A 12567-nucleotide genomic window follows, 5' to 3' on the forward strand; every position below is an offset into this window, starting at 1 on the left:
TCGGTCCACCGCAGCCGGTCGTTGAACGGGCCGATCTCCCGGAAGACCGCCGTCCGGATCGCGAACAGGGCCGAGTGCAGGCCCGGGATCGGCCCGTCGATCTCGGTGAACCAGACGAACTGCTGGATCGCCCGGTATCGCTTGACCAGGCTGTCCGGGAACATCGGCTCGGCCTGGTACATGCCGCACACCGCGCCGAGCCGGTCGTCGGCCAGCAACTGCTCGACCGCGTTCGCAACCGCGTCCGGAGCCAGAGCCACATCGGAGTCGACGAAGAACAGCACTTCACCCTTGGCTCGCTCGGCGCCGCGATTGCGGGCGGTCGAGACTCCGGCGTTCACGTCCGTCTCCAGCACGGTCACGCCGAGGCGGCTCGCGATCGCCACCGAGTCGTCCGTGCTGGCGTCGTCCGCCACGATGATCTCGATGTTCGGATACGTCTGCCGTTGGATCGCCGCGATGCATTCGCCGAGCGTACGGCCGTAGTTGTAGTTGGGAATGATCACGGAGACCAGCGGCGCCGTCATGGCTACGAACGTACCGGCACTGCCTTGCTCGAATCTTGGCTCTGCTTCTGCACCGCCACGGCGATTCCGTAGGCGACCAGAGCGGTGAGCAGCTCGCTGACGATGACGATCAACCGGCTCGACAGGGCCACCACGCTGGCCACCGGCACGGGCAGGCTCACGGTCAGCGCGGCGAGCAGGAGGACTTCGCGTACGCCGATGCCCTCGGGCGCGAAGACGGCGAACATCCCGGCGACGGTCGCGAGGCCGAAGGAGCCCACACAAAGCAGGAGCGAGCCGGCCGGGGGAGCGCCGAGCGCGACAGCGATCAGCCAGAGCTGGAGCCCGGCGGCGAGCCACGACAGCAGTTGGGTGACCAGAGCCGGGCGTACGCCGTCGGGGTCGACCGCCGGAGCGGGCCGCCGCAGCACGCGGGCGGCCAGCGTGGCGGCCGTGCTCAGCAGACTCGGCCGGATCAGCGCAGCGGCGATCGGCAGCACCGCCAAGATCAGCCAGCCCGCCGACGCCCCCAGCAGTTCAGGCCCCGCCAGCACGCCGACGGCCGCACCGGTGAGCACCCCGATCACCAGGGTCAGCGCCCAGGCCGAAGCCATCCGCGCGGCCGGTACGCCGAGCGTACGGCCCATCCGGACGTTCACCACGAGGCTGAACACCTTGCCCGGCAGGTACTTCGCGAACTGGCCGGCGAAGTACAGCCGAGTGGCGTCCATTGTGGTCAGTTCATGGCCGGCTGCTCGCAGGGTCTGCCGCCACGACCACATCGCGGCGAGCAGCGCGGCGGCGTTGGCCAGCACGGCCAGTACGCCCATCGTGACGACGAAGCCGGTCGGCCGTCCGTCGAGCGTCGTCCGCAGCACGGACCAGTCCTGCCCGCGGAGCACCAGGACGATCGCGACCGCCGTCGCCAGTGCGAACACCACGGTCACGGCTCGGCGTCTCATGCCCGGACGCTAGCCGGGGCGGCCTTGGCGTCATCTTGGCCGCCCCGCTTCTTCGCGCCGGCAGCGCTGTCCACGCCGGCTCCGTTCGCGCTGGATCAGGGTTCCCGGTCGAATCTTGGGGCAAGATTCGACCCAGGACCCTGATCCAGCGCCCACGGGCGGACGCGTCAGAGGGTGCGCTTGTACTGCTCCCACCAGGTGAACGGCATCCGGTACGCGGAAGGGGTGTCGTCCGCCGCGTGGTTGGCGAGCCCGTTCTTGCCGATGTAGTAGTCGTAGATCTGGTCGCGCGCCGTCGGGGCCATGTCCGGGTCCAGCACCGCGGCCGCGTGGATGTGGTACGGCCAGTCGCCCTGCGACGGGTTGCGCAGCCAGGCTGCGAAGCCGACCGTGCGCAGCGCCTTGACCGTCTGCCACCGCTGGGTGGTCGTCATGCTGGTGACCGAGATGTCGACCACGCCGCCGCCGTCGTGCGTACCGGCCGACGACGGGTTCGTCGAGGTGTAGGAGCCCTGCGACAACGTGAGCGAGAACGACAGCAGCGAGTCCGCCTTGGCGAGCATGTTCTTCGTCCGGGTGTTCACCCGCTCGCCGCCGTAGCTGTCCGTCGTCGAACCGGTCGACACCGATCGGCTGACCGTGAAGCGGTTGGTGCCGAGCGTGGTCAACGACGTCGGGCCGGGGATGCCGTTCGCGTCGATGCCGCTGTAGCCGAGCGACCGCTGGAAGGCGGCGTACGCGGACACCGTCGAGGTGCCGTAGTGCCCGTCGACCAGGCCGGACGACAGGAAACCCTTGGCGCTCAGGGCCTTTTCCACCTCCAGCACGCTGGCGTACGCGTTCGGAGTCAGGCCCTCGTCGGGCTTGGGCGGGTCGAGCTCGGCCGCCAGGAGCACCAGCTCCATGTCGACGGCGGGCAGGGCGAACGCCCGGTCGGCGAGCACGGTCGAGCCGGCCGCCGCCGCGATAGCCGTGGCCGCGCCGCGGGAGAGCACCCAGCGTCGGGTAAGGGTCATGCTTACCTCCATCAAAGTCACCGCCGTTCTGCGGCCTTGATGGAAAGTGTCAGCAATCGTCTACAGATGGCCTACAGATTCGCCACACTAACTGTCCGCGCGCAGCCGGACCGTGACACTCCGGCCGTACGCGTGACGGGTGCGGACGTCGATGCGAGTCCCACCGGGGACCGGACGGACTTGGACGCCTTCCCCGGCGTCCACCGTGCGGAGGGTGCGCCCGTGAATCGTCACGCTGACCGCGTCGCGCTGGGTCGTCGGGTCGGCGACCGCGATGCTCACCTCGCCTTGCCGAGTGGTCCGCATCAGGACGGACGCGGGCCCGTCGACGACGAGCCGCTCGGCGTGGTGGTCACCGGAGGTGAAGCCGTTGACGGCCACTATGCCCAGCCCGGAGTGCTTGACGGCCTGCGTCTGCGGCGTGTTCGCCAGGATCGTCAGGCGGCAGTCCTCGTATGCGGCCAACGCCTCAGCCGTCGCGTTCGGGACGATGGCGTAGGCGTACGCGGCATCTGGTGAACCTGCGGGCTCGGTGACGGCGAGCGTGAACACCTGCTTGGTCACCTTGGTGTCCGGGTTCCCGGTACGCACAACGCGCCGGCTGGCGGTGACCGACGCGTTCGACGGCGTCGGCCGCGTACCGGCGAGGAAGCGGTAGCCGATTGCGGTGTGCTGCGTGTCGTTGGCGTACCGGAGCCAGCGGTCGCCCTCGGTCAGACTGACCACATCGGACGATCCCGCGATCCGGCTGTCGAACGTCGTCGTCACAGCTCGCCCGGAGTCGCGTACGCCCGCGGCGAGCACGACGATCTCGTCGTCGAACAGGAACCACGACTTCGTCGCCTCGGCGTTCCGGTACGCCACGAAGTCATCCGGCAGCTCGCCAGCCTGCTTCCCGGCGTACGCCGCGTCGTCGCCGAGAACGAGCCCGGCGACCCCGTACGCACCCAGCACCGCTCCACCGGAGTAGTCGTCGGTGCAGACCGGGAAGTACACGTAGGTGTTCTGCGACTCCGAAGACGAGGTGAACCCGAGCTCGGGCTTGTCGTACCAGAGGGTTCCGTACAGCTCCGGGACGGTCCGGCGCACCTCTTCGGGCGCGGTCACTCCGGCGAGGCGGTAGGGCGACATCGTCGTGTAGTAGTCGACTCCGAACGCCTGGGTGTGGTCCTGCCCGGCCAGGTACAGGTAATGCGCTCCCGCACCCTGGAACCAGGGCATGAGGTTCTCACCGCTCATGTACTCGTACGCCGAGATGCGGCGCGAGCTGCGGGCCAGCGCGAAGGCGTACCCGGGACGGCGGTGGACCGCCCGGTCCATGGCGTTGAACGCCACACTGCGGGCCGCCGGGTTCAGATCCGCCGCCGGGATCGCCGCGTCCGCCATGATTTCGGCGTACCGCATGATGCTCACGGGCGAGACGAACGACGTGGGCGTGAGGGTCGCGCGCGAGCCTTGCCGGATGTGTTTGATGTAGCTGGAGAGCGCGAGCGCGTCGGAGCTGTAGCCGCTGAGGTCCACAATGGCCTCGACGATCACCGCGACGTCCGCGTAGCCGGTCGTGGTCCGCGAGACCGCGCGGCCCTTGACGATCTCCATGAGGTAGCCCTCGAAGATCAGCGGCGCGAAACCGTCGACCACCCACCCTTGCACGACCGGCACGACCGTCTCGTTCGAGGCGTAGCTCGTGCCGTCCAGCACCTTGACCGTCTGCACGGCCCGCGTGAGCAGGCCTTTTCCATAAGATCCCGTGTACGCCACGGAGGCGTGCTGCAAGAAGGAGCCGTCGGCGTAGTACCCGTCGGTGACGCCGTGCTGGAGGTTGTAGGGATCGACGGTGGCGAACACGGTGTACAGGTCGGCCACGGCCTTCGCCAGGCGGGCGTCGTCGCCGAGGACCGCAGCCTGGAGAATCCGGTTCCCCGTGATGTCGGCGAGATTCGCTCCAGTGTGGAATCGCGAGTCGAGGTCGACGTCGCCGTTCTTCCCATTCCGCAGGTACGCGTCCATGCTCGTCACGTACGCCTGGACCAGATCGGCGGGCGCGACGGCCGCGAGCAGCACCAGCGTCCGGCTGACGTCGGTGGAGATGCCGATCTCCCAGTTGAACCAGTTGCCGTAGTAGCCCTTGCTCTGGTCGCCGTAGTACTGCTCGTGCAGCTCCGTCAGTTTCTGGAGGACCCGCTGTTGCACAGCGCTGTCGCCGTAGAGGCCGCTGCCGGGCGCCCGGGTCGCCAGCGCGATCTCGTACAGGTGCAGGCTGGTGGCCTTCAGATTGGTGTCGCTCGTCCCCAGCGGCAGGCCCTTGAACAGCTCACCCGCCCCGGCGGTGTCCAGCGCCTGCAGCCACGTACGCGCGGTCGCCTCGATCGCGGCCAGCTTGTCGGCGACCTCGGGACGGGCGTTGCTCTCCGGCGTACCGGCCAGCATCGCCACCGTGTTCGCGATCAGCCGCTCCCGATCACCCGTCGCGGCCTGGGCTTTCCGGGCCCGGACCTGCCCCGCGACGGTCAGCAGGGCGGCAGCGGGCACTGTGGACAGAAGGGTGCGACGCGTGATCGACATGTGAAGACCTTACCGGCACAGCGCTCCGCGTGTGAAGCCTTAACGGCGCGTTTCCTGTGGGCGCTGGATCAGGGTTCTGGGGCAGATCTTGGCCCAAGATTCGCCCCAGAACCCTGATCCAGCGCGGCGGTCACCAGGCGAGGGGGTACTTGATGCCGGCGCCGGTGTTGAGCAGAACCACCTCGTCGTCGGCGGCCAGCCAACCCCGTTCGCGCAGGAGACGGGCCGCCGTCAAGCAGGCGGCTCCCTCGGGGCACAGCATGAGTCCTTCGAGCCGCCCGAATTCGCGCAGGTCAGCGAGCATCTCCGTATCGTCGACCGCGATCGCGGTGCCGTTCGTCTCGGCGATGGCGTCGAGGATCAGCTCGTCACCGAGCGGCTTGGGCACGTTGATGCCGAAGGCCACAGTGGACGCATCCGGCCAGGCTTCGACATGACGCTCGCCCCGCTCGAAGGCTTGGACGACGGGGGCGCAGCCGGTCGACTGCACGGCCACCAGCCGGGGCAGTTCGCCGGTCAGCCAGCCGAGTTCACGGAGTTCGAGCAGCGCCTTGTGGATGCCGATCAGTCCGACGCCACCACCGGTCGGATAGAGGATCACATCCGGCGTACGCCACCCCAGCTGCTCGGCGATCTCCAGGCCCATGGTCTTCTTGCCCTCGATGCGGTAGGGCTCCTTCAATGTGGAGACGTCGAAGATCGCTCCGTCGGAGTCGGCGACCAGGGACGCGATGAGCTTCCCGGCGTCACTGATCACCCCTTCCACCAGGTGCAGATCGGCTCCGGCGACGAGGCACTCCTGCCGGGTGATGACCGGAGCGCCGTAGGGCATCGCGATCGTGGACGCGATTCCGGCGCGAGTGGCGTACGTCGCCCAGGCCGCACCGGCGTTGCCGTTGGTCGGCATCGCGACGTGCCGAATGCCCAGCTCCCGAGCCCGCGATACGCCGACCGCCGCGCCCCGAGCCTTGAACGCGCCCGTCGGCAGCAGGCCCTCGTCCTTGACCAGCAACCGGTCCAGCCCGATCGCACGCCCGTATCTCGTGGCCGGCCACAGCGGCGTCCAGCCCTCACCCAGCGTGGTGATGTGCTCGGCCTCCCGCACGGGCAGCAGCTCCCGATAGCGCCACAAGTCCGCCGGGCGCCGCTCGACGGTTCCCGGGTCGATCGCTTCTGCTATCGCGGGCAGGTCATAGCGGGCGAGTAGGGGAGAGCCGCAGGTGCACAGGTTCTGCAGCCGGTCGGCGTCGTGCTGCCGGCCGCAGCGTGGGCAGTCCAGGTGCGTGAGGAACATGTCTTCATCCTCGTCGCGCGCCCCTGCTCGCTGTCAAGATCGTCGGCTTCCGACAATCGAGGCGCTCTGCCTTCCTTGATCGTCGGGATCCGACAGTCACGGTCGCGCCGCCCCCATGATCGTCGGCTTCCGACGATCAGTGCACGATTCGGCCACTTCTTGTCGGCTTCCGACAATCTTGGAACCGCGGAACGCCAAGAATGTCGGAAGCCGACGATCTTGGAGAGCGAGCGGGGACGCGGGCAGGCGTAGATGCAAGCTGGGTGGCGTGAGCCCCCGCGACCGGGCCGGACCGCGCGTTATCCGGGATGACGTCCCCTCGCACGGTATGCGAGACCGCGTTTATCCCGGATAACGCGCGAAGCAACGCCGGGCGGGATCGGAGCAAGCGTGTTCAGACGCCGGCGTCGGCCTTTCCCCAGACGCCCGGCACTCCGCGCAGCATCAAGCGGCCGCACCGCGACGGCAGGTGCGGATCGGCGGTGAGCCGGTCGCCGTCCGGTTCCAGGCCGAGCAGCGTACGCAGGAGCATGAGGGGAGTTCCGGCAGCCCAGGCCTGGGGCGAACACGCCGATGGGTACGCGATCGGGATCTCCGTCAGCTCCCGGGCCGTCCCGATCAGCGCCTCGGGTAGGCGGAACCCCGAAAGGGCGGCCGCCGTCAGCATCGCCTCCGAGATCAGGGCCGCCTCTTCGCGGAACCCGTACCGGGCGAGGCCGGCGGCGACGATGGCGTTGTCGTGCGGCCACACCGTCCCGTTGTGATACTCCATCGGGTTGTACGCGGTCAGTCCCTCGGCCAGAGTGCGTACGCCCCAGCCGGAGAACATCGCCGGGCCCATCAGGTGCGCCACCACCGAGGGAGCATGGTCGGGCGGGACGATCCCGCTCCACAACAAGTGCCCGATGTTGGAGGTGAGCGTCGGCACCGGGCGCTTCTGCCCGTCCAGGGCCAGCGCGTAGAACCCCTCATCGGGCAGCCAGTACGCCTCGACGAAGCGCTCCTGCAAGAGACGAGCCTCCTCCTCGAGGGACTCCGCCAACGCGTGGTCGTTCCAGCAGGCCCGGGCCAGCCGCGCCGCCCGAATCCGGGCGTCGTAGGCGTACCCCTGGATCTCGCAGGTCGCCCGGGGCAGGGTGGCCAGCGTGCCGTCCGGGTGGACGATCGCGTTCCACGAGTCCTTCCAGCATTGGTTGACCAGACCCTGCTCGGGATTGCGAGTGGCGTACTCGATGAACAGGTCGCCGTCGGCGTCGCCGAACTCCCGCATCCACCGGATCGCCGCCTTCGCCTGCTGTTCGAGATCGCAGACGGTCGCGCTGTCGCCCGTCCACCGGAAGTACTCGTCCAGGACGATGAGGAACAACGGCGTACTGTCGGCGCTGCCGTAATAGGGCGACTGCGGGCGCTGGCCGAAGTAGGTCAGCTCGCCGTGCCGCAGTTCGTGCAGGATCTTGCCCGGTTCGGCGTCGCGGACGTCGTCCATTGCGGACGCCTGCTGCGCCGCCAGCGCGCGCAACGTCGTCCGGCACAGCTCCGGGGCGTACGGGAGGGTCTGGTAGCCCACGATCAGGCTGTCGCGGCCGAACAACGCCATGAACCAGGGCAGCCCGGCGGCCGGCAGGGACGCGTCCGGGACGGTGTCGGGATAGAAGCGCAACGCCGCGAGATCGATGAGACTGCGCCGATAGGTATGCACCAGGTCGTCCCAGTCGGTGTCCAGCTCCGGGGCCTGAGCCAGCCAGTCCTCCAGACTGATCGGCATCTGCGGCCGATGGTCCAGGTGCGGGACGGGCCGGATCGCGGCGGTCGCCACCGAGATCTCGATCTCCGTACTCCACGTCTCGGTCGGGGCCAGCTCCAAGGCGTACGACATGGATTGCTCGGTGAAGCGCGCGCCCGGCGCCTTGATGCGGGTCTCGCGCCGGAACTCGCCGCGCTCGTAGCCGAGCACGGCCGCGCCCTTCTCGATGCGCCGGTAGTGCCGGCCGGTCTTGCCCTGCTTGTCCTTGACCTCGAAGATGTCGGCGAAATCCGCGTCGAACAGCAGCGAGAGCTCGAGAACCGCGGGCCGCGCGCCGTGATTGGTCACCTTGAGCTGCTCTTGTACGCCTTCGCCGACGTGCCGGCGGCGCAGCACGGAAAGCACCGGATTGAGATAGACGGTGCCTGTCGGTTGTTGCAGGTAGAAGACCGCCTCGTCGTACTCGACCGGCTGGCCCGACAGCGAGGCGAGCGGACGGCCGTTGAGCCGCAGTTCCCAGCGGGACAGATGGCGCATGTCCCGGAAGAACAGGCCGCCCGGCTCGTCGTAGTTGGGGGCTACGTCGCCGCGCTCATCACTGACCATGAAGGTGCGGCCCTGGAGGATGTTGATCTGACGGTCGGGCATCGGCGCCTCCCGTGGGGGATGTCAGGAAATTTCGATCACATGCTTGATACCGTTCGGTTCGGAGTCGAAGGCCTGGGCGTAGTCGCGCAGCGGGCTGCGCCGGGTGATCAGCGACTCCAGCCAGGCGTGGTCGGCCCGCCCGAGCGCGTCGGCGGCCTGCTGGAAGTGACTGAGGTTGGCGTTGACCGAGCCGACGACGACGTCGTTCTCCAGCACCATGGACCGGTTCGCGCCGCCGATGTCGACACTGATCTTCCGCCCGGCCACCGACACTCCGGTGAGGCAGACGATGCCGTACTCGGCGGTGCCGCTGATCGCGTCGATGACCAGCGAAGACACTCCCGTCGCCTCGATGATGACGTCGGGCTTGATCCGCTTGGTCACCTCGTCCATCGCTCCGCTGTGGTAGGTCGCGCCCAGCGCCGTCACCGCCGTCGGCTTCGGGCCGTCGGTGACGATGTCCAGCACGTGGACGTCCAGGCCCCGCTGCGTACCGAGCAACGCGGCGAGCAGTCCGATCGGGCCGGCCCCGGTGACCAGCGCCGTCCTCGGCTCGTACCAGGCTCGGCCGCCGATCCGGTCGACCTGTTCCCACGCCTTGGCCACCACCGAAGTCGGTTCCATCAGTACGCCGGCCGCCCCGAGCTCAGCGGGCAGCTTCACCGCGTACTCCGCCTCGACCGTCCAGCGCTCGCTGGCGTACCCGTGGATCTCCTTGATCCCGCGTTCGGTGTACTCCCCGTTGCGGCACATGTCGAACTGACCCCGGGCGCAGGCGCCGCACGGCTTCGGGTCCGGCCGCCGCACCACCCCGACGACCAGGTCGCCTTCGGCGAATCCCGATCCGGCCGGAGCTGTGCGTACGCGTCCCAGCGACTCGTGGCCCAGAATGAGGCGATCCGAACCGGCCGGTGCCCAGCCGTACTCCGCCCCGGCGATCTCGCGGTCGGTGCCGCAGACGCCTACGGCGACTCCGTCAACGAGCAACTCGCCCGCACCGGGCTGCGGTTCCGGCATCTCGCTGAGTTCCAGCGATCCGGCTTGTCCAGGACGGACGGTCAACGCCAGCATGGTCGCCCTTTCTGTCGTCTCCTTCCCATCCTGCCTGCTACCCGCCCATTTGATGGGCAAAACGCAAGATCGCGGGTTCACGGGGTTTCCGGGCGTTATCGCGGACGTATCCCGGGATGCTGACGTATCCCGGGATAACGTCCCCTCGCACAGTGTGCGAGACCGCGTTATCCCGGAAAACGCGCCAGCCAGCGCCGGAAACGCCGCCCCGCGGACCTAGGCAAGCGAGTAGAGCACTAGCTCCCCGTTGACGACGGCGACAAGAGCAGTCCCGTCAGCGGCAAGCTGCCCGTGAACGGTGGAAAGGGTCCCCAGAGCCTGCTGCCGCAGGGTCCCGACCGGTACGCCGGACAACCGCACGGACCGGTCGGAGGTCCACTCGCAGACGAGGAAGTTCCCCGCGTCCAGCCGCAGCACCCCTGCGGAAGCCGCAGTACGCAGGACTTCCCGCCCGTCGGAGTCGAACACGACGACCGGGCCGTCCCCGTTGGGAGCGACCCGCAGCGTCAGCCCCACGGGGTCCAGGCGTACGGCGTCGGGCACGGAAACGGTCCACTTGGGGTGGTCGTCGTGCAGGGCGACGAGGTTGTGCCCGCCGGATTCGGTGGCGTCGATCAGGCATACGTCGTCGCGGTAGCACGGTGACATCGCCATTACACCGCCACCGCTGAACAGGCTAGTGAGCGTGCCGTCCGCCACATGCAGCCGATAGAGTTCCCGAGCACTGCGGATGTAGATGTCACCGTGGTACGCCAGGTAGCCGTCGTTCGGCGGGATGCCGGTCCAGACGCGTCCAGTCGGGAGGCCGGTCGCGGACTCGTACTCGGTGATGGCGCTCTTGCCGTCGGCGACGTACAGCTTGCCGTCGCTGTTGCCCATCTCCGGCACGCCGACGCCGAGGTCCGACCGGGCCAGGTCACCCGGGCTGCCCATGCCGAAGATGCGGCTAGCCGTCGCGGTCACCTGCCAGCGTGTCGCGCCGGTCCGCAGGTCGATGCCGGCGACGACGCCGGGTCGCGCGCCGCGGACGACGGCAACACCGGGGAAGAGCTCGATGTCGTCGGGGTCCACCGCGCCGTTGTAGTGCCAGCGCTGTTCGCCGGTCACCGGGTCGATCATCCACGCGGACGTCTGCCAGCCGCTGCTCGTGGCGGCCCCGGCCATGACCAGAAGCGCGTCCGGCGTCGCCAATACCCGCGGCGTGATCCCGTCACTCGCTCCGGCGATCGGTGGCAGCACCACCGCCGGCCATGCCTCGCTGCCGTCGGCCAGATTCATCGCCATCACCGTCACGCCCGTCCCCGACAGGTCGATCGCATACGCTCGGCCGTTCACGATCGCGACCTCCGGGAACGCCAGGCCCGTCAGCGGCATCGAGCCCACGCGGCGCAGCGTCGAGAACATCGTCGGGCTCCCCGTCGGATTGACCGTGGGCGTCGGCGGCATCGTGCGGTTCCGGCCCAGCACGGCCGTGGTCAGCACGATCACCGCGATCACCACCAGGCTCGCGGCGGTCACCGTCGCCGCCACGGTGGTACGCCGTCGCCGCCGGCCGAGTTCCGCGACGTCGGCAGCGGAGCGCATGGGTACCTGCGCCAACTCCGCCTTGAGAACCGTTGCGAGGTTGTCCCGGCCGCGCGAGAGCCACGACTTCACCGTGCCTTCGCTGACCCCGAGTTCGGCGGCGATCTCGGCGACGGAGACATCGAGGAGGTAGTGCAACGCCAACGCCTGGCGTTGCCGTTCGGGCAGCTTCTTCAGGGCCGCCACGACGAGGATCGTGTCCTCCGACGGCGGCGGCGTCGAACCGGGTTGCTCGACGGGGGCGTTACGGCGTACGCGGAGATGCCGCCACCAGTCGAAGACGAGCCGGGAGACCACGAGACGCAGCCACGCCTCGGCGTCGTCGTACCCGCTCAGCCGCCGCCAGCGTTGCCAAGCGCGGATGTACGCCTCCTGGACGACGTCCTGGGCCTGGGCGAGATCGCCGGTCAGCCCGTACGCGTACCGCAGCGTCCGGGGTGAGGTCGCCTGGTAGAACTCCGCGAAATCCACTGCTACCGCCCGTGATCGTGGGGATGGGTCGCCTGGGACACGGTCAGGACCCCGTCACGGGTTGCAGTCTGCGGTCAGGTACGCCGCGCGCGCAGCCCCAGAATGCGCCGGCCCGTCGCGAGCAGCTGTTCTCGCATGGCGTCGTCGTCGAGGTGCTGCAGAACGGGCGAGGACGCGGCGGCGGCGATCCCGGCGAGCGTCACCGTGGCGGCGATCTCCGACGCCGGGGATTCGTCGAACATGAGCAGCTCGCCCGGCCGTTGTAGCAGTTCGGCGATGTCGGGATGGCTCTGCAGGGCACTCGTGACGCCGGGATCGGTGCCGATCAGCCCGATGAGACGGCGGTGCTTGACGGTCAGGTCGACGAACCCCCGCAGCATCGTGTCCGCCCGGCTCGACGGCGTACGCTGCGCCTGGGCGGTCTCGATGATGGTGCGCAGCTCCTCCATGGCGGGCTGGATCACCGCGGTGAGGATGTCGTCGCGCGTCTTGAAGTGGTGGTAGATGGCGGCCTTCGTCACACCGAGATGGTCGGCGATCATCTGCAACGACGTCCCGGCGAAGCTGTACAGGGCGAACAACCGGCACGCCTCGTCCAGCAGGCGTTGCCGGGTGCGCTCCTGACCCCGCGGTCCGGCCTCGGCCAATCCCGTCACGGCGTCCTCCCTACCAGCTCAACCACTCTAGGGACGCTGAATGCCTTCCG

At 68.9% G+C, this 12567-nt stretch carries 9 protein-coding genes and 1 pseudogene; all 10 read right to left on the minus strand.

Annotated features, from left to right (window positions below):
• On the minus strand, positions 1-527 hold a 527-nt coding region (locus HOV77_RS27635; protein ID WP_290866744.1), incomplete at its 3' end, for a glycosyltransferase family 2 protein.
• Positions 528-529: 2 nt separating this feature from the next.
• The gene (locus HOV77_RS27640; RefSeq protein ID WP_290866746.1) at positions 530-1468 is read right to left on the minus strand and encodes a lysylphosphatidylglycerol synthase domain-containing protein; all 939 of its coding nucleotides are present in this window, start codon (positions 1466-1468) and stop codon (positions 530-532) included.
• Positions 1469-1635: 167 nt separating this feature from the next.
• Positions 1636-2484, minus strand: a complete 849-nt coding sequence (locus tag HOV77_RS27645) for a peptidoglycan-binding protein (protein ID WP_290866749.1) — start codon at positions 2482-2484, stop codon at positions 1636-1638.
• 87 nt (positions 2485-2571) lie between these two features.
• Positions 2572-5049, minus strand: a complete 2478-nt coding sequence (locus tag HOV77_RS27650) for a polysaccharide lyase family 8 super-sandwich domain-containing protein (RefSeq protein WP_290866752.1) — start codon at positions 5047-5049, stop codon at positions 2572-2574.
• A 130-nt stretch (positions 5050-5179) separates the two neighbouring features.
• On the minus strand, positions 5180-6343 hold the full coding sequence (locus HOV77_RS27655) for a threonine synthase (protein WP_290866755.1): 1164 nt from the start codon (positions 6341-6343) through the stop codon (positions 5180-5182).
• 394 nt (positions 6344-6737) lie between these two features.
• The gene (locus HOV77_RS27660) at positions 6738-8735 is read right to left on the minus strand and encodes a glycogen debranching N-terminal domain-containing protein (protein WP_290866758.1); all 1998 of its coding nucleotides are present in this window, start codon (positions 8733-8735) and stop codon (positions 6738-6740) included.
• Positions 8736-8756: 21 nt separating this feature from the next.
• Positions 8757-9806, minus strand: a complete 1050-nt coding sequence (locus HOV77_RS27665) for a glucose 1-dehydrogenase (protein WP_290866760.1) — start codon at positions 9804-9806, stop codon at positions 8757-8759.
• 216 nt (positions 9807-10022) lie between these two features.
• Positions 10023-11390 (minus strand): hypothetical protein, encoded by a 1368-nt coding sequence (locus HOV77_RS27670; RefSeq protein WP_363261070.1) that lies wholly within the window; start codon positions 11388-11390, stop codon positions 10023-10025.
• 33 nt (positions 11391-11423) lie between these two features.
• Positions 11424-11861, minus strand: a pseudogene (locus HOV77_RS27675) (SigE family RNA polymerase sigma factor); the annotation flags it as partial.
• A gap of 74 nt (positions 11862-11935) precedes the next feature.
• Positions 11936-12517, minus strand: coding sequence for a TetR/AcrR family transcriptional regulator (locus HOV77_RS27680; RefSeq protein ID WP_290866763.1), 582 nt, complete (start codon positions 12515-12517; stop codon positions 11936-11938).
• Positions 12518-12567 lie beyond the last annotated feature (50 nt).

It is taken from the genome of Hamadaea sp. (assembly GCF_013362815.1).
Classification (GTDB): domain Bacteria; phylum Actinomycetota; class Actinomycetes; order Mycobacteriales; family Micromonosporaceae; genus Hamadaea.

Coding starts and splice junctions, on each gene's coding strand:
- HOV77_RS27640 (WP_290866746.1), bottom strand. CDS start 1,468: ATGAGACGCCGAGCCGTGACCGTGGTGTTCGCACTGGCGACGGCGGTC.
- HOV77_RS27645 (WP_290866749.1), bottom strand. CDS start 2,484: ATGACCCTTACCCGACGCTGGGTGCTCTCCCGCGGCGCGGCCACGGCT.
- HOV77_RS27650 (WP_290866752.1), bottom strand. CDS start 5,049: ATGTCGATCACGCGTCGCACCCTTCTGTCCACAGTGCCCGCTGCCGCC.
- HOV77_RS27655 (WP_290866755.1), bottom strand. CDS start 6,343: ATGTTCCTCACGCACCTGGACTGCCCACGCTGCGGCCGGCAGCACGAC.
- HOV77_RS27660 (WP_290866758.1), bottom strand. CDS start 8,735: ATGCCCGACCGTCAGATCAACATCCTCCAGGGCCGCACCTTCATGGTC.
- HOV77_RS27665 (WP_290866760.1), bottom strand. CDS start 9,806: ATGCTGGCGTTGACCGTCCGTCCTGGACAAGCCGGATCGCTGGAACTC.
- HOV77_RS27670 (WP_363261070.1), bottom strand. CDS start 11,390: ATGCGCTCCGCTGCCGACGTCGCGGAACTCGGCCGGCGGCGACGGCGT.